This is a genomic window from Paenibacillus sp. Marseille-Q4541 (assembly GCF_018310695.1).
Taxonomy (GTDB): domain Bacteria; phylum Bacillota; class Bacilli; order Paenibacillales; family Paenibacillaceae; genus Paenibacillus.
This window is the reverse complement of sequence record NZ_JAGXCY010000028.1, coordinates 20917-39560: the sequence shown is the minus strand read 5'-3', so window position 1 is coordinate 39560 and position 18644 is coordinate 20917. Positions and strand designations below refer to the sequence as shown.

Here is an 18644-nt window from a genome sequence, read left to right as displayed (position 1 = left end):
TAAGATGCAACAATCTTTTAAATTAACAGATAGATTAGAAAGTGATAAGAGAGGTGCCCCTTTTGCTACAAGCACTTATTGATGCCTATTCCAAAGATTCTGATTTTGAATCGATTGCTTCCGGTGTTAGATCAGGAATGAAAGAGCAGTTAATTTCGGGTTTGACGGGGTCTGCTCGTCAGGTAATGATTGCAGCCCTGCACAAACAGCTAGACCGACCCATGCTCGTTGTAACACATAATATGTTTGCGGCTCAAAAAGTGGCAGATGATTTGCAGGAAGCGCTTTCTGCTGATCAAGTCCTTTTATACCCTGCCAACGAATTAATTGCTGCTGAGGCAGCTATATCTAGCCCAGAAACACTCGCACAACGTATTGATGTTCTACTGAAGTGTGCAAAAGGATTTCGCGGCGTGGTTGTCATTCCTTTATCGGGGGCACGTCGTTATTTGCCATCTCCAGAAGTTCTTGCTGGTGCCGAAATAACATTACAGCAAGGCGGAACACTTGAGCTGGATTCTTTTCTTAGAGGTATGGTGGAGCTTGGATACGAGCGTGTAGAACGTGTAGAAACTCAGGGTGAGATGAGTGTTCGAGGAGGAATTATTGATTTCTTCCCTGTCACTTCCGGACTTGCTTACCGAGTGGAACTGTTTGACGATGAGATCGATTCGATCCGTACTTTTGATCCATTGGATCAACGCTCTATAGATAAGACAAGCCAGGTTACCATTACTCCTTGCAAGGAACTCATTGCGAACAAGGACAAAATGGAACAAGCCGCAGACAAGGCGGCCATTTTGCTTGAGGAACAATTGGAGAAGACTGCAGATCGACAGGCAAAACTGCGTTTGCGAGATGAAATTCATCGTGAAATCGAATTGCTGCGCGAACATGTTTATTTTCCTGAAATATATAAATATATAACAGAGCTTTACCCGGAGAAACAAACAATTTATGACTATATGCCGGAAGATACGGTGTTGATCTTGGATGAGCCTGCAAGGCTTCTTGAGACGGGGAAGCAACTTGAACGTGATGAGTCGGAGTGGAGCGTGCATTTGCTTCAGAATGGTAAAACGTTACCACAGCTTACACTTTCACTTGATCATGAAGAAGTTTTATATAAACGTCCTTTCCAAACTTTATTTATCTCGATTTTCTTGAGACAAGTGCCACATACGTTACCTCAAAACATTCTTAACATGGTCAGCCGCAGTATGCAGGATTTTCATGGCCAAATGAATGTTCTTAAGGCGGAAATGGAACGTTGGCAAAAAGCAGGCGTTCAGGTTCTGATGCTGGCAAGCAATGAAGAACGACTGGAACGAATGCGCCGAGTACTGCAGGATTACGATATTCATGAACCTACTATGATGATTGGTAATTTGCAGGGCGGTTTCGAGATGCCTTCTATTAATCTAGCTGTCATTACAGAAGGTGAGATGTTCTCCCAGAAACAGCGTAAAGTACGTAAACCTATTCGTAATGTAGATAATGCAGAACGAATCAAGAGTTATAGTGAACTCAAGGTCGGAGACTACGTTGTTCACCAGAACCACGGGATCGGTAAGTACATGGGTATCGGTACGTTGGAGGTAGCGGGAATCCATAAGGATTACATGCACATTCTATATGCTGGTGGGGATAAACTCTCTGTTCCTATTGAGCAGATTGATCTCATTCAGAAATATGTAGGGTCAGAAGAGAAAGAACCTAAAATTTATAAACTAGGCGGTAACGACTGGACGCGAGTTAAGAATAAAGTTCGCAGTTCTGTCCAGGATATTGCTGATGATCTTATTAAATTGTATGCGGCACGTCAATCTTCGCCTGGTTATGCTTTTGACAAGGATACTGCTGAGCAACAGGAATTTGAAGATCTATTCCCTTACGATGAAACAAGAGATCAGGAAAGAGCAATCGAAGAAATTAAAAAGGACATGGAACAAAGCCGTCCTATGGATCGCTTGCTATGTGGCGACGTTGGTTACGGTAAAACAGAGGTAGCGATTCGAGCTGCTTTTAAATCAGCAATCGAAGGAAAACAAGTCGCTGTGCTTGTTCCAACTACGATTCTTGCCCAACAGCATTATGAAACGTTCCGTGAGCGTTTTTCCGGTTATCCATTTAATGTGAGTGTCCTTAGCCGTTTCCGTTCCCGGAAGGAACAGAATGAGACTACCAAAGGGATTAAGCAAGGAACCATTGATATTGTCATTGGTACACATCGCTTGTTATCTCAAGATCTTGTCTTTAAAGATTTGGGACTGCTTATTGTGGATGAGGAGCAGCGTTTTGGGGTTACTCATAAGGAAAAGCTGAAGAAGTTGAAAACAAATGTCGACGTTCTGACCCTTACCGCAACACCAATCCCTAGAACACTTCATATGTCTATGCTGGGTGTAAGAGACTTGTCGGTTATTGAAACTCCTCCGGAAAATCGGTTTCCGGTGCAAACTTATGTGGTCGAGCATAGCCAGACTTTAGTTCGTGAAGCGATCGAGCGTGAACTTGCGAGAGGTGGACAAGTATATTACTTGTACAACCGTGTACAAGGGATTCAAGAGATGGCTGCGGAAATTTCAGAGCTTGTCCCTGGGGCGAGAGTTGGTGTTGGCCATGGTCAAATGACAGAGTCGGAACTGGAAAAGACCATTCTTGATTTCCTAGATGGAGAGTTCGACGTGTTAGTCAGCACAAGTATTATTGAAACTGGGGTTGATATCCCGAACGTCAATACTTTGATTGTACATGATGCAGATAAGATGGGGCTTTCCCAGCTGTACCAGCTGCGTGGACGGGTTGGACGTTCCAACCGGATCGCGTATGCCTATTTTACGTATCAAAGGGATAAAGTGCTTACTGAAGTGGCTGAGAAAAGACTTCAGTCAATCAAGGAATTTACTGAACTGGGATCCGGATTCAAAATTGCAATGAGAGACCTCACCATTCGGGGCGCTGGAAACTTGCTTGGAGCGGAGCAGCATGGGTTTATTGCTTCAGTCGGTTTTGATCTGTACTCACAGATGCTTGCTGAGGAAATTAATAAGCGTAAAGTAACGATGCTTGGTGAAGAAGCTCCACAAGAGTCGAGCTGGACGACAGCGATTGATCTAGGTATTGACGCATACTTGCCGTCGGATTATATCTATGATAGCATTCAAAAAATTGAGATATATAAAAAAGTGGCTGTCCTTGCTTCCTTTGACGATACGATGGAACTGGAAGATGAATTGGTGGATCGATTTGGTGATTTGCCAGAGGCAGTTACGAACTTATTGACTGTGGCGAGACTCAAAATATATGGTAAAACATACGGAATTGAGAGCATTGCACAGCGAGGGGACAACATATCTCTGAAGTTTTATGAAGGCCAGGAAAAGGCTGTAAATGGAACCAAACTTGCACAGATTGGAAATCAGTTCGAAAGACGTGTACAATTTGAACAAGGTCAAAGTATGACAATTCATGTAAAAGGTAAAGGGCTCAGCGATTCAGAACTACTTCAATTGCTAGAGAAATTCCTTGCAGCCATGAAGGATGCTTTTAAATCAAAGGGGGAACTTCAAGATGTTGCGAAGTAATAAAAAATCCTGGAAGACGGTTGCGGTGACAATGGTCGGCGTATTATCGATTTCTCTTCTGGCCGCTTGTGGAAATGAGAAATCGGCAAGTAGTGATACTAGTGCTGTTATCGTTAAATATGATGGCGGTGAAATTACAGAAAACGAATTCAACACCGAAATGAACATCATGAAATTCATGAGTCCGCAGTATGCACAGCTCATGGAAATGGACGAGTTCCGTAAGTATCTGGTGGAACAGCAAGTTACTTATGAGTATATGTACAACCAAGCTTCCGAGGAATCCAAAACGGCAGGAACTAAGGCAGCAGAAACACAGCTCGCACAGATGAAAACTCAAGTAGGCGGAGACGAGAAGTGGAACACGATGCTTACTGATGCTAGTCTTAAAGAAGAAGATATCAAAAATTATATGGCTCGCGTGATGACGATTATCGAAGATAAATCGGCAAAAGTATCGGATGAAGAATTGAAAAAACAATTTGATGCTGACCCAGATCAATTTATTACAGCTTCCGTTCGCCATGTATTGATTAATTTCCAAGATCCTGAAACACAAGAGGATCGTAAAGAAGGCGAAGCGCTGAAAATTGCGAAAGAAGTAAAAGCGAAATTGGACAAAGGTGAAGATTTTGCAAAAGTAGCTAAAGAGTACTCTGAAGACCCAGGTTCTGTTGATAATGGTGGATTGTATGAAGATACGCCTATCTCTTCTTGGGTAGAGGCCTTTAAAGAAGCAGCTAAAACACTCGAGCTGAACAAAATCAGTGATCCAGTTGAGACTGAGTACGGATACCATGTAATGAAAGTGGAAAAACGTACTGAGCCTAAATATGATGAATTGACTCAAGAGCAAAAAGATGCACTGGCAAATTCCATTGTAAACACACAAATTCAAACCTTTATGGAAAAAGATTTGAGTGGAATTATGGAAGGTGAAATCAAACTTCCTGCGAACCCTGCAGCTGAAAAAGGTACTGAAGGCACAGACGGTACAGGAACTGAAGGCACTGACAAAGGAACCGAAGGTACAGACGCAGGTAAAGAAGGTACAGACGCAGGTACTGATAAAGGAACCGATGCAGGAACTGAAGGAACAGATAAAACGGACGGTAAATAATTAGGCCAGGCGAGATATAAAGTATATTGAGAACACATCCACTAGACGCGGGGAACCGCGTCTTTTTGGCATATCAAGAGTCTCCTAAGCAGCAAATATCAGCACACGAACAAAATAGAGTAAGTTTTAAGGAACTATATTACATGGTTCATGTATAAGGAATTGGGAACAGATGAATACTATGGTCTAGATATCACACTAAACTAACTACCTTAATCCCTCCTCATAAAAGGACAGTAGTTGAAAAATCTTCTCGAGAAAGTGGGGCAACATGTAAATGAAAGCTACTGGTATCGTCCGCCGTATTGATGACCTAGGTCGTGTCGTAATTCCCAAAGAAATCCGTCGTACTTTGCGAATTCGTGAAGGAGATCCGCTAGAAATTTTTGTGGATCGTGATGGAGAAGTGATTCTGAAAAAGTACTCACCTATTGGTGAGCTGGGTGACTTTGCGAAAGAGTACGCTGAATCCCTGTTCGAAAGTACAGGCCATATAACACTTATCACGGACCGTGATACCATCATTACGGTGGCTGGCGGATCTAAAAAAGAGTATTTGGACAAGCAAATAGGAAATCTGGTTGAGCACTCAATGGATAACCGTAAAACATTGCTTGAAAACAGTAATGGATCTTATGAAATAGCTAAAGATCATATTGAAACACTTTCATCCTTTGTTGTAGCACCGATTATATCTGGAGGAGATCCAATTGGTGCCGTGATATTGTACAGCAAAGATGAATCTACAAAAATGTCGCAGCTTGAAGTGAAAATGTCTGAAACTGCGGCTGCGTTCCTTGGCAAGCAAATGGAGCAGTAGAAAATACAAAAAACTCCCGCCTTTAAGAAGGCAGGAGTTTTTTGCATTTTCATAAAGAGGTATAATAGGATTCGTATAAAACAGGTACCAGAGAATACGACTCCTATTAAGAAGCAGGTTATCTTATATGAAATCAACGGATTCTGGCACGAAGTTGCTGCAAGGAGCATTTATCCTTAGCGTAGCTGCCATTTTATCGAAATTAATTGGAACACTGCAGAAAATACCTCTGCAAAATATAGCGGGTGACAGTGTATTTGGTATTTATAATACGGTGTATCCTTTCTACATGATGTTCATTACCTTAGCAACAGCTGGATTTCCAATAGCAGTATCCAAACTTGTTGCAGAAGCGAATGCAAAGGGAGACCGAGAGGAAGGCGAGCGAGTACTCAGAGTCACTTCTCTCCTACTTGCCTTGCTGGGAGGTTTGCTAAGTATAATCATGTACCAATTTGCGCCGCAGATAAGTACACTGATTGATAATGAAGAGGTTGTCCTCTCGATTCGTACAGCTTCCTTTGCATTCTTGTTTGTTCCTGTCATGACAGGCTTACGGGGATACTTCCAAGGGCTGCAGGATATGGTTCCTACGGCTGTATCCCAGATTACGGAGCAGACTGCTCGCGTAACGGTAATGCTCGTATTGCTATTTATCCTGATTGAGCGGGGAGCAGAGGCAGAGACGGTTGCAGCAGGTGCAATGCTGGGGTCAGCTGCGGGAGGTGCGGCAGGTCTTATCCTAATGTGGATTTTCTGGGTTCGCAGAAGAAAGAGACAACCTGTTCCTCCAGAAGGACCAGCAAGGGGGGGGAACAGCAGTAAAACAGAGCGAAAATCTACATCAGCACTACTAATTTCCGTACTCCGGTATGCTATTCCAGTGGCTCTTGGTTCCATCGCAGTTCCCCTTATGAATATGGTCGATACGTTTACTGTTCCCCGTCTCCTTAAGCTAGAGGGAATGAATGACATGGAGACGATGAGGCAGTTTGGAGTCTATAATCGGGGAATTCCACTTGTACAGTTGGTGACGATGCTAGCGGTTTCTCTGTCCGTGTTATTCATTCCTGCGATAGCGGAAGCAAAGGTGCGAAATGACCAGAGGGCAATTCGTAAGCAAAGCAGCCTTGCTCTCAAATGGTTTTGGCTCATTGGTCTTGCCGCTGCTGCAGGCATGGCGGTACTGGCACAGCCAATTAACCGCATGTTGTATGTCACTCCAGAGGGGACGGACACGATGCGTATTCTGGCACTGACCGCTGCTGGTAGTGCAGTTAGCGTCATTGCCGCAGCGTTACTTCAAGGGCTTGGCGCAGTCAGAGCGCCCGCCCTCATCATGCTCGCAGCAGCAGCGGTCAAAACGCTGCTGAACGAGTTGCTCGTGCCGCTGCTTGGCGTAAGCGGCGCAGCTTGGTCTTCGGCAGCAGCTTATGCGCTGGCTGCCCTCTTGAACGCGCTGCTGCTCGCTCGACTGCTGCAGCTGCGCGTGTCCCTAAGCGCTGGCCTGCTAAAGCCAGCGCTTGTGATCGCCGCCATGTCGCTCGCGGCGGCGGGGACTGCATGGGGCGCCGAAACGATGACCGGCGCCATGGGAATTGCGGTGGGCGGGCGTACCACCGCGCTCGTTCAAAGCCTGCTCGGCATCGCAGCAGGCATTGTCATATTCGTGCTCGGCGCAGTCCGCACGAAATGGATTACGGCAGCAGAGCTCGCTATGCTGCCCAAAGGTGCGAAGCTTGTGAAGCTGCTTCGCAAACTGAAAATGATGTGAGCGCACCACCAACCAGGGCGCTCTGTTTTTTTGGCAAAACACAAAAGCATGATATAGTTACAATAGGGAAATAACGGGTAGGCTTATATAAAAGCCACTTATATGGAGGTGTAGCATGAGCGCAGCAATTACAGTCGTTGGTCTAGGCTCAGGCGGTGAGGATCAACTGACTTTAGGCATTTGGAAGAGGTTGAAAAAAGCGAGTACAATCTATGTTCGAACAATGGATCATCCGGTATGCAAAGATTTGGAAAATCTTCATTTATCTTTGACTTCGTTCGATAATATATATGAAGCAAAAAGTTCATTTCCGGAAGTGTATGACAGCATTGCAATCGAGCTTATTCAGCTTGCGAAGCAAGGAAATGCAGGCGAGGAGATCGTGTATGCTGTACCAGGGCATCCTATGGTAGCGGAAGCTACGGTGGGTCTGCTAAAAGAGCGCTGCTCTGAGCAGGGAATTAGCCTCACGATCCTTGGTGGAGAAAGCTTTCTCGATGAGGCCTTCGTAAGACTAGGATTTGACCCAATAGAAGGGTTCCAATTACTTGACGCAGGAATCATCGATAGCAGTCTGTTCCAGCCCAAATTACATACGTTAATTGGACAAGTGTATGACGTGTTCACCGCTTCTGATGTAAAGCTGAGCCTGATGGAAGTGTATCCAGATGATACAAAGGTCATTGTTGGACATGCACTAGGCATCGAGGGGCAGGAAATGATTCAAGAAGTAGAGCTGTATGAACTTGATCGGGTAGAGGGATATGGCAATTTGTCGCTTATCTATGTACCGAAGAGTGACAATGAGCAGCTCACAAGACGTACGTTTGGCCGTCTTCATGAAATTGTAGAAGTTTTGCGAAGCCCGGAAGGATGCCCGTGGGATCGTGAACAGACACATGCTTCGTTACGTAAAAATTTGATAGAAGAAACATATGAAGTCCTTGAGACCATTGATGATGACGATCCAGATCATATGAAGGAAGAACTGGGCGATCTGCTGCTTCAAATCATGCTTCATTCTCAGATGGAAGAAGAGCTCGGTACATTTAACGTATATGATGTCATCGAGGGTCTGAATGATAAACTCATTTTCAGACACCCGCACGTTTTTGGAGAAAATAAGGCGGAAGATGCTGGGGAAGCGCTAGCGAACTGGGAAGCTATGAAAGTGGAAGAGAAGAAACTCAAAGGTCAAGAGAACGAACGTACATCTGTATTGGACGGAGTTCCAAGGGACCTTCCTGCGTTGATGAAAGCTTATAAACTCCAGAAGAAGGCGTCTAAGGTTGGCTTCGACTGGGATGAGGTAGAAGGAGTATTCCTTAAGGTTGAGGAAGAACTAAGTGAGCTCAAAGAGGCTGTACAGGAAGGTTACGCTGCAGAAGAGCAAATGCTTGAGCTGGGTGATGTTCTGTTCGCTACCGCTAATATTGCAAGGTTCATTGGAGCTGATCCAGAGGAAGCATTAGCTGCTACCAATCGGAAGTTTACACGCCGTTTCAAGTATATCGAAGCGCGTCTTGCCGAGCAGGGAAAAGCAATCAAAGACAGCAATATTGAAGAAATGGAAGCTTACTGGCAGGAAGCAAAGAAGGCATTGAAAGATAACTAATGTTTAGATCACGATTGAAAGCCATAATTAGCGGGTATGTTGATAAAAGCAACCCTATCCTGCGGTTGGCAATCGCTTCGTTTGACAACGGTACCTAAAATGTCGTATTCTTTACCAAACTTGAGACCTCCGTATGCTAGATAGCAAAAAAAAGGCGTTGCGGCAGGATTTTCAGGAACTCAGCAAGAATAGAAGTGTAGTAACGGCACGTGGTACTGGAAGCGTTAATGACGCACATAAGTGCACGTCGTATTTTCTTTAATTTGGGAGGCCTTTAATCATGAATAAAACAGATTTGGTAAACAACATTTCGGACAAAAGTGGACTTACAAAAAAAGACGTAGAAGCTGTTCTTAACGGTTTCCTTGGTGAAATTACAGATGCCCTTGCAAGTGGCGACAAAGTACAATTAATTGGCTTTGGTACTTTCGAAACTCGTAGACGTTCCGGACGTACAGGACGTAACCCACAAACAGGATCGGCTATTGAAATTCCAGAATCTAATGTTCCTGCATTCAAGGCAGGGAATAAACTTAAAGAAGCTGTAAAATAATGCGAGTAGATAAATTCCTTAAAGTTTCGAGACTGATCAAGCGCCGGACGGTGGCAAAGGACGTCTCTGAACAGGGAAGGGTCCTTATCAACGGACGAGAGGCAAAGCCAAGCAGTGCTGTTAAAGTCGGTGACGAAATTACCGTACAGTTCGGACAGAAACTTGTAACGATTCGAGTAGAACGTCTAGCAGAGAGCACGCGTAAGGAAGAGGCTTCAAGCCTGTTCACTGTGGTGAAAGAAGAGCCAATTGCAAAAGATAATGGGTTCAACTTTTTAGGTTAATCCTTGATTTTACAGTAGGAGAGCGTGCTTAACCCTGATGAAAGGGAGAGGCGCGCTTTTTTATTTCCCTCAGCTCGTGTTCTAATCCTTCTTACCGGCCCATAAGCTAGGTGTAAGAAGGGAGGGGTACATGCCATGATGGACCATGGAAAACCGAAACAGCACAGCTTGTCGATGCAGAACCGGAAACTGCTTGATATTACAGGGGTCATGAATGTCGAGAGCTTTGATAGCGAGGAATTTTTACTTAAGACAGAGCTCGGCCATCTAACCATTCGCGGACAAAATTTACATATTAAAAATCTCAGCCTAGAAGAGGGGCTGTTATCGATTGAAGGTTATGTGAGCTCTCTCGCGTATTTGGATCCCGGCTCAAGTTCTAAATCAGGTAAAGGAATCCTTGGCAAGTTGTTCAAATGAATCCGGAAATTCAGTGGATAACGCTAGGGTGGATGCTTTTCTCGGGAGCGGCAATGGGAATCGTGTATGACAGTTACCGGGTACTGTCTCACTCGTTCCGGTTTCCGAGATGGAGCCTTCATACACTTGATTTGGTGTACTGGATTGTAGCAGCCTTGTTTGTATTTAACATGCTTTACTCCAGTAACCACGGAGAGTTACGATTTTATGTCTTTTTAGGGCTTTTTTTAGGGGTTTGGGTCTATTTTTTGGTTTTAAGTGTTTTGACCCAAAAATTTGTGGTAATGTTAATTGGAATTATAAAGAAGTTCTTTTATATGCTTTACCGAGTACTGTATATCGTCTTAGTACTGCCTGTAAAAGGAATCCTTCGCCTGTTACGGATTTTATTCGGATTCGTTATGGCATTGTTCCTCTTTCTGATCAGAATGGTCTATTACCTGGTCAGACCGATTCTCAAACTTCTTTACTTGCCTATAAGGCCACTGCTCAGTAAATGGCAAACTCCGGGCTGGATGGTACGTACATTTGTCCGGATTAAAGAATGGTGGAACTACTGGTTCTGACGTTATACACAAAAAGAGTTTTCTAACTCAAAGCCCTACCTATCATGAAGGAGGTACGCGTATGAAATCATCGTCTGAGCGCAACGTTCGAAACAATAAACAAGCTGGACCGCAGAAATCAAAAGTAACAGGAGCTCGCAGGCGAATCATGCTATGGCTTGCCTTTATGGTCTGTTTCACAGGATGGGCAGGGTATACGTTCTATAACCAGTCTACTCAAATGGCGGACAAGAGTGCCAAGCTTGCGGAGGCAAAGGGGTCGAAGGCTGAAACGGACCAAGCGCTCGAAGAGCTTAAGCAAGAAGTGAACCGACTTCAGGATCCTGAATACATCGGACAAATTGCGCGCAAGAAATATGGAATGTATTTGCCTGGGGAAACACCGATCTACCCAGTTGATGAATAATATAGAAACAGACCATGATTTTTTAACAGCTTGGAATTATGTACAAGTTTAACCGAAATTAGGCGCCAATGTGGGCGCTCGTTCAGTTGACCTTGGTTTACACCATAAGGTATAATTAACTTACCGCAACGGATTTAAAAATCGGGTTGTATATTTTTAAGGGAGGATCATTTTATTCTATGGCAATTGAAGTGGGCACCAAGTTAGAGGGCAAAGTGACAGGCATCACGCATTTCGGAGCATTCGTGGATCTGTCTGGAGGTGTCACGGGTCTCGTTCACATCTCGGAAATCGCCGACAATTATGTCAAAGACGTCAACGATCATTTGAAAATTAATGATACGGTAACTGTTAAGGTTATTAATGTTGACAAGGACGGAAAAATTGGACTTTCTATCAAGCAGGCGGTTGACCGTCCAGCAGGTGAAGTTCAGCAACAAGCTCGTCCGCCAAGAGCACCAAGACCGGAGCGTACCGGAGGAGATAGAGAACGATTTAGCGGCGGCGGCGGCACTGGTAACGGTGGCGGCGGTGGTAGCTATAACAATCGTGAACGGGGAGGGCGTCCTTATAAACCTTCTGCCGGCAAGCCTTCGTTTGGCAAGCCTTCATTTGAGGATAAAATGTCACGCTTCCTGAAAGACAGTGAAGAGCGGATTTCGTCGCTGAAGAAGAATACCGAAGGTAAACGCGGAGGCCGCGGCGCGAAACGCGTGTAAGTCACCAACCTGATCTTGCATATATAGTACGAGAATAGAGAAAACCGCAGACTTTAGAGTCTGCGGTTTTTTTGTCGCATCTCAAGAATCGTCCGACAACTTTCAAGCAAGTTCCAGTATTCTCATTCCATATCGCTAGTATTCTGAGCTTCCGAAGGTCACACAATGACAAGCTATAAACTTGTCATAACTAACCCAAAGCCTATATGGGCTGTCCATTTTATTCGGATATCTGTTGTTTCGCAGGCTCCCTATTTTTGTCGGAAATTTCTTTTTACGACATCTTAGTTTCTGACAAACTTTCACAGAACAAGCTGCCTATAATGAGAAACATCAAATCAAACGTTGGGGAGCGAAGATGAAAATGGACAAGTGGAATGTGATACCTTTTCCTGGACTCAAGACAGGTAAACGAGGAAAAGAGCTGCGTGAAGATGTGAGTACGAAAGTGAAGACATGGGCAGGATCACTGAAGGCCGTACAAGTTCTATCTGAGAAGAAATGGATGATTCTACTTACGGTAATGGGTTTTTTGCTCGGAAAGGCTATGATATTAGACGAATTATCACCTTTTGCCATAGCCTATTTCGCCGTCATTCTGTTTCTGAGAAGGGATTTTTTGATTCCCGTGGGAGTCGCTATTCTGGCCGGCGGTTTTTTCGCACCTTATCCCACACTGTTTACCATTGCAGCAGAGATAGGCATCTTCTATCTGCTGTACAGAGGACTTTCCTCTTTTGGGAAAACCGAATTATCTTACGCACCTGTAATGGTTTTTACCTCAGCTTTTATGGTCAATTTGTTTACCGTCCTGATCGGACCCTCATTCACATGGTACGCGGTCCTAATGATGACGATCGATGCCGTGCTGAGTTTTGTACTCACACTGGTCTTCATACAAGCGATACCCATTTTTACCTACCGCAAAAAGAATGTAAACCTCCGCAGCGAGGAGATCCTTTGTCTCATTATTTTACTGGCTTCCGTCATGACAGGAGCTGTAGGTTTTACGGTATATAACCTTTCGGCTGAAAATGTATTATCCAGGTATCTTCTGCTTCTCTTTGCCCTTGTGGGTGGAGCGCCACTTGGAGCATCGGTTGGAGTTATTACGGGACTGATACTCAGCCTTGCGAATATGTCTGCTATCTATCAGATGAGTTTACTGGCTTTTGCTGGAATGCTGGCCGGAATGCTAAAGGAGGGTAAAAAGCTAGGTGTATCTCTAGGGATGCTGCTTGGATCATCGATTCTTGCCGTTTATTTAGGCGGAACAGGAGATGTAATAACATCAACCTACGAAAGCTGTGCAGCAATTCTTCTCTTTTTGCTGACACCGAAGAGCATATTAAATGTCATTTCTAAATATGTACCTGGTACACAGGATCATAGCCATTCTCAACATGAGTATGCAAAACGGATCAGGGACCTGACTGCTGAACGGGTAACCCGTTTTTCGCAAGTATTTAAGCAGTTATCCAAAAGCTTTGATCAGATGTCCGGTGTCAATGAAATGGGTCAAGGACAGCAGGATATGGAGCACTTTATGAATGCTGTTGCGGAAGGGACCTGTTCATCCTGCTTCAAGCAACAACAGTGTTGGGACGGAAAGTTCTATCAAACTTATAAATACATGACAGAGATGATGACTTCCATAGAAGAAAACCCGGATTTTGAGGCCAAGGATATTCCAGCTTCATGGACGAAAAGCTGTGCTAAGACGGGGGCTGTACTTGATGTGATGAAGCGTCAGTACGGGCTATACCAAGATAATATGCAATGGAAACGTCAAATATACGACAGCAGGGTACTTGTAGCAGAACAATTATCTGGCGTGTCTCAGGTAATGGAGGACCTGGCACGAGAGATACAACGCGAAACAACAGTGATGCATAAGCAGGAGGAACAGATTAGAACCGCTTTGGAGCAGTTAGGGTTGTCCATCCACAGCATCGACATTATTAACCTGGACGCAGGTCAAGTCGAGATTGAAGTCGTACATGCTTATACGAAGGGATTTGATGAGTGCCGAAAAATTATTGCGCCACTTTTATCCGATATCATCGGTGAACATATTGCGGTTGTCGAAGAGACGATGACGCTTCCGAAGCAGGGACTTGCAACGGTGACTTTCGGGTCGGCCAAGACATACGAAGTAACAACAGGGGTAGCTGGAGCAGCCAAGGGTGGGGGCCTTCTTTCGGGCGACAGTTACAGTACAGTTGAGCTTGGCAATGGCACATTCGTAGTTGCACTCAGTGACGGAATGGGAAATGGAGAACGAGCAAGACTTGAGAGTAGCACCGCCCTAAATATTCTGGAGCAGCTGCTTGAATCTGGCATGGATGCTAAACTCGCCATCAAGTCGGTTAATTCCATACTAATGCTACGATCACCAGAAGAATTTTATGCTACGGTGGATATGGCACTTATTGATCAGTATTCAGCTCAGACGACATTTATGAAAATTGGCTCAACACCAAGTTTTATCAAAAGAGGTGACGAAGTTATTCCGGTCTCCGCAAGCAATCTTCCTGTAGGCATTATAAAAGATATAGAGGTTGACCTTGTTACGACCCAACTGCTCCCCGGTGATATTGTCATTATGATGACAGACGGTATATACGATGCGCCTGGGTATGCGGTAAACAAAGAAATGTGGATGAAACGAATGATTCAGGAAATGGATAGTGAAGATCCTCAGGAAATTGCCGATATCTTATTAGAGCGCGTTATTCGTTATCAGCAGAATAAGATTCATGATGACATGACGGTTGTCGTCGGCAGAGTGGATCATTTCAGCCCGGAGTGGGCAACACTGCGTATCCCGGGAATTGATCGAATGGAGCGTCCGAGAACGGTCAGCTGATTTTCGGATGATATATTATATAGAAGGAAAAATCCCTCGTTTGAACCTAGCCCTTAATGGAAATAATAGGAATAGGCTTAAAACAAAGGGGATGAGAAAGATGAAACAAATTTTACTCATAACAGACGGATGTTCTAATGTTGGCTCGAGTCCGGTACTCGCTGCGGCATATGCCTTGGAGGAAGGCATTACCGTGAATGTGGTCGGTGTGGTGGACTACGGAACCATTGGCGACCTCGGAGGTCAGGAAATTGAGGCAATTGCTAAAGCTGGAGGGGGGATTAGCCGAATTGTAGGTACACCGGTTCTGGCAAAAACGATGCAGATGATGACTCGAAAAACGGTGGTTCAGACCATCGAGCTTGCGGTTAATAAGGAGCTTAAACAAATTTTAGGCAAAGATTCGGGCGGTATAGCTGAACTTCCTCCGCATCAGCGCGCAGAGGTGGTTCAAGTGTTGGATCATTTGACAGAAACGACACCACTCCAAGTAGCTCTTTTAATCGATGCAAGTGCTAGCATGAAACCTAAAATTGCTGCCGTTGAAGAAGGAATTCGGGATTTAATGCTTAGCCTTCAAGCGCGTGAAGGGAGAAGTCAAATCTCGGTCTTTCACTTCCCTGGTAAACACGGTGGTGAAGAAGCAGTGCTTGATATCCATTGGACAAGTGACATGAATGCACTTCGGTCCGTATTCACGAAGCTGGATATGAAGGGGGCTACGCCTACTGGACCCGCAATATTAAAGGTGATTGATCATTATCGTTATGGTACACTTAACGAGCATGAGCTGTATCATCGCGATTACGGAGCAAAAGAAGGGATGCAAGGTGACTATGCCGCTGGGTCCTGATTTTACTCCTGGAACTGTGGTTACCGGCAAATGGAAACATAGTAAATATGTTATTCAAAAGGTGCTGGGCAAAGGAGCAAACGGGATCGTTTATTTGGTTCAGCGTGAACCGGGTGGAGGCCGGTATGCGCTCAAGATGGGTTTTAATCCGCTTGATTTGCAGTCAGAGATCAACGTTCTTACTTCATTAGAGAAGAAGGAACAGCTTGCAGGTGGACGTGGGATCTCTTCTTATTTAAAGGAAGTGGATGATTATCAGGCAGGCGGTAGTGAAATCCCTTTTTACGTCATGACTTATGTAAGGGGTGAGCCGCTTCACTTATTCATCCGTAGAAATGGCCCAGACTGGACGATGTTAATCGGGCTTCGGCTTTTAAAAAAGCTGGCTGAGCTGCACCGTTTAGGTTATATATTCTGTGATTTGAAGCCGCAAAATGTACTTGTCTCTTCTTACGGTGAGGTGGAGCTCATTGATTATGGAGGAGTAAGTCCGGTAGGACGCAGCGTCAAACAGTTTACGGAATGGTATGATAGAGGGTACTGGAATGCAGGCAGCCGTGTCGCAGATCAGAAATATGATGTATTTTCCGTTGCACTTCTTTTGATTCATCTTCTGGAGGGAGAAGAATTGAGAAGAATCACGGGGGAGAACCTGCCCCAACTCCGGGGAATACCATCGCTTTTGACTATCATTCAAAAGAGCGAACGGCTAGTACCTTATAGAAGTTGGCTTCAAAAGGCAGTACAAGGTCATTATGAGGATGCAGAGGCCGCTTTTTTCTTCTGGAAGAAGCACGTTTACAGACCTAAGGGTCGGCCCAAAAACGTATCATCAGAACCAGCTCCAGGATGGCTTATCCCATCTTTTGCGTTATCAGCTCTAATTATGGCAGGAGCAGTACTTCTGATGCTTCGCTAAGATTAGAGGGTACATATTGCAATATCCGAGTTAGAAAAGAGGAGCAACATGGAAGGACGGAAACTTGAACCTACGGTAATGCAGATAGCTGCTATGGCAGAGGAATTTGATTTGTGGAAACCGGGTTACCGGATTGTAGTCGCAGTATCCGGTGGAGCGGATTCTGTGGCTCTTTTACATATTCTTCATCAGATTGCTCTTTATCGTACACCGCTTACTCTGATTTGTGCTCATGTACATCATGGTTTTCGGACCGAATCAGACGACGAGGCAGTACTGGTAAAAAAATATGCTGAATCGTTACATATTCCTTTTGAGATGGTGCAGCTTGATATGCCGAAGTATATAAAGGAAAGCGGACGCAATGCACAAGATGCAGCACGTGAAAAAAGGTATGCTTTTCTCCACGAGGTAGCTGCGAAATATGAGGCAAACAGTATCGCACTGGCGCATCACGCCGACGATCAGGCCGAAACCGTATTGCTGCATATGCTACGCGGGAGTGGTGCTTCAGGATTATCAGGAATAAAAATGAAACGAATTGAAAAAAACGTGGAACTTATTCGCCCATGTTTACGTATTACCAAGACGGACTTGGTACAGGTTTGTGAAAAAGCCGGTCTGCCTTATGTCACCGATAGCAGTAATATGAATCGTAAATATCTTAGAAATGCGATCCGACTGGATGTGCTTCCTTTTTTGGGGCAATATAATGGGCAGCTAACCGAATCACTTCATCGGATGGCGGAAGTTATAGGTGCTGAAGATGATTACTTGGAAGCAACAGCGAAGCAAACTTTCTCTGATATGGTGTACAAGACGGAAGATCAACTGACCTTCCAGGTGCCTGCGTTCAAGGTGCTACATGTTGCTTTACAACGAAGGCTCATTAAATTAATATTAAATTATCTGCCTTCGAACGATGATTTTGCTACTTTTTCGAGGATAGAATCCATACGTAAGGGGGCAGTTCAGGCTGAACCTACGACATGGATTCTCGATATAGGCCAAGGTGTCGTTTGCATGCGGGAATATAACCGTATTACTTTTACTGCCCGGAAGTCTACTGTATCTGAACATTACAGTTACCAGCTGGATTTTCCAGATGAAGATAGGTATCACTTGTATCTCAATGAGATTGAAAGAACCATTCATTTGGTCAATCTAAAGGATGTACGCAGGCCGATATCTGCAATTGAAGCACATTTCGATATGAGCCAGCTTATATGGCCACTTACTGTGAGATCGCGGTTGCCTGGAGATACCATGAAAGTGATGGGATTAAACGGAAGCAAAAAGGTTAAAGATATTTTTATAGACGCCAAAATTCCGCCGTCCCTGCGTTCCCGTATTCCGCTCGTGTGTGATGGTGCAGGAAACATCATCTGGATTCCGGGCGTAAGACGTTCCATTCATGCTCTCGTTACGGAGCAGTCTGCACAGATCCTTGAAATGCGGATTGAGTAACCGTAACGGAATGGGTGACAGTAATGGTGCAGGTAAGACTTTCATAGTATAACTTAGGAGGTTCACTAACGTTGCAGAACGATATTCAAGAAGTTTTAATTAGTGAGGAAGAAATTCAAGGTAAAATCAAGGAGTTAGGCGAATTACTTAGCAAGGAATATGTAGATCGCAATCCTTTAGTCATTTGTGTACTTAAAGGCGCGTTTATATTTATGGCTGATTTGGTTAAGAACATAACAGTGCCTCTTGAAATGGACTTTATGGCCGTATCAAGTTATGGTGCTTCCACCAAGTCTTCTGGTGTAGTTAAGATCATCAAGGATTTGGATCAATCCGTTGAGGGCCGTGACGTTCTAATTGTAGAGGATATCATTGACAGCGGGCTTACACTGAGCCGTTTGATTGAACTTCTGCAGAACAGAGGTGCTAAATCAACAACGGTGGTCACCTTGTTTGACAAACCGTCAGGTCGTTCTGTTGATCTAGAAGCAGATTATACGGGATTTGTCTTGCCAGATGCATTTGTAGTTGGCTACGGTTTGGATTATGCTGAGCATTACCGGAACCTGCCTTATATCGGGATTTTGAAACCGGAGATTTATTCTAGCTAAAATCCCGGCTACGAAATGATAGAATCACGTTTGTCCCTTTGTTGAGAAGGGAAGAATGGCT

The 18644-nt window shown here is 44.5% G+C and carries 16 protein-coding genes; all 16 read left to right on the top strand.

Going from position 1 to position 18644, the window contains the following annotated elements:
* The first annotated feature begins 62 nt into the window (after positions 1 to 62).
* The 16 genes from mfd to hpt all read left to right on the top strand — a co-directional run bounded on the left by mfd (position 63) and on the right by hpt (position 18583).
* Complete coding sequence (mfd, locus tag KFT32_RS21085) at positions 63 to 3587, top strand: transcription-repair coupling factor (protein WP_211749461.1); 3525 nt, start codon at positions 63 to 65, stop codon at positions 3585 to 3587.
* Positions 3574 to 4707 carry a peptidylprolyl isomerase gene (locus tag KFT32_RS21080; RefSeq protein WP_211749460.1) on the top strand — a complete coding sequence of 378 codons (1134 nt, stop codon included), beginning with the start codon at positions 3574 to 3576 and terminating at the stop codon, positions 4705 to 4707. The genes mfd and KFT32_RS21080 overlap by 14 nt, the downstream gene beginning before the upstream one ends.
* A gap of 277 nt (positions 4708 to 4984) precedes the next feature.
* Entirely contained in the window at positions 4985 to 5527 is a 543-nt protein-coding gene (gene spoVT / locus KFT32_RS21075) for a stage V sporulation protein T (RefSeq protein ID WP_211749459.1), read from the top strand.
* A 127-nt stretch (positions 5528 to 5654) separates the two neighbouring features.
* Entirely contained in the window at positions 5655 to 7301 is a 1647-nt protein-coding gene (locus KFT32_RS21070) for a putative polysaccharide biosynthesis protein (protein WP_211749458.1), read from the top strand.
* Between the two features lie 115 nt (positions 7302 to 7416).
* Positions 7417 to 8916, top strand: coding sequence for a bifunctional methyltransferase/pyrophosphohydrolase YabN (gene yabN / locus KFT32_RS21065; protein ID WP_211749457.1), 1500 nt, complete (start codon positions 7417 to 7419; stop codon positions 8914 to 8916).
* 280 nt (positions 8917 to 9196) lie between these two features.
* Positions 9197 to 9469: an HU family DNA-binding protein gene (locus KFT32_RS21060; RefSeq protein ID WP_211749456.1), complete on the top strand. Its 273-nt coding sequence runs from the start codon at positions 9197 to 9199 to the stop codon at positions 9467 to 9469.
* Positions 9469 to 9753, top strand: a complete 285-nt coding sequence (locus KFT32_RS21055) for an RNA-binding S4 domain-containing protein (RefSeq protein WP_211749455.1) — start codon at positions 9469 to 9471, stop codon at positions 9751 to 9753. Before KFT32_RS21060 ends, KFT32_RS21055 begins: the two co-directional genes overlap by 1 nt.
* A 135-nt stretch (positions 9754 to 9888) precedes the next feature.
* Positions 9889 to 10173 (top strand): sporulation protein YabP, encoded by a 285-nt coding sequence (gene yabP, locus KFT32_RS21050; RefSeq protein ID WP_211749454.1) that lies wholly within the window; start codon positions 9889 to 9891, stop codon positions 10171 to 10173.
* Positions 10170 to 10739, top strand: coding sequence for a spore cortex biosynthesis protein YabQ (gene yabQ / locus KFT32_RS21045; RefSeq protein WP_211749453.1), 570 nt, complete (start codon positions 10170 to 10172; stop codon positions 10737 to 10739). Before yabP ends, yabQ begins: the two co-directional genes overlap by 4 nt.
* Before the next feature lie 61 nt (positions 10740 to 10800).
* Complete coding sequence (locus KFT32_RS21040) at positions 10801 to 11145, top strand: FtsB family cell division protein (protein WP_211749452.1); 345 nt, start codon at positions 10801 to 10803, stop codon at positions 11143 to 11145.
* Positions 11146 to 11324: 179 nt separating this feature from the next.
* Positions 11325 to 11864 carry a S1 domain-containing RNA-binding protein gene (locus tag KFT32_RS21035; RefSeq protein WP_211749451.1) on the top strand — a complete coding sequence of 180 codons (540 nt, stop codon included), beginning with the start codon at positions 11325 to 11327 and terminating at the stop codon, positions 11862 to 11864.
* A 364-nt stretch (positions 11865 to 12228) separates the two neighbouring features.
* Entirely contained in the window at positions 12229 to 14733 is a 2505-nt protein-coding gene (gene spoIIE, locus KFT32_RS21030) for a stage II sporulation protein E (RefSeq protein WP_211749450.1), read from the top strand.
* Positions 14734 to 14833: 100 nt separating this feature from the next.
* Entirely contained in the window at positions 14834 to 15586 is a 753-nt protein-coding gene (locus tag KFT32_RS21025) for a vWA domain-containing protein (RefSeq protein WP_211749449.1), read from the top strand.
* Complete coding sequence (locus KFT32_RS21020) at positions 15564 to 16505, top strand: serine/threonine protein kinase (protein ID WP_481856359.1); 942 nt, start codon at positions 15564 to 15566, stop codon at positions 16503 to 16505. Before KFT32_RS21025 ends, KFT32_RS21020 begins: the two co-directional genes overlap by 23 nt.
* 48 nt (positions 16506 to 16553) lie before the next feature.
* Positions 16554 to 17972: a tRNA lysidine(34) synthetase TilS gene (tilS, locus tag KFT32_RS21015; protein WP_211749448.1), complete on the top strand. Its 1419-nt coding sequence runs from the start codon at positions 16554 to 16556 to the stop codon at positions 17970 to 17972.
* 71 nt (positions 17973 to 18043) lie between these two features.
* Entirely contained in the window at positions 18044 to 18583 is a 540-nt protein-coding gene (hpt, locus tag KFT32_RS21010; protein WP_211749447.1) for a hypoxanthine phosphoribosyltransferase, read from the top strand.
* Positions 18584 to 18644 lie beyond the last annotated feature (61 nt).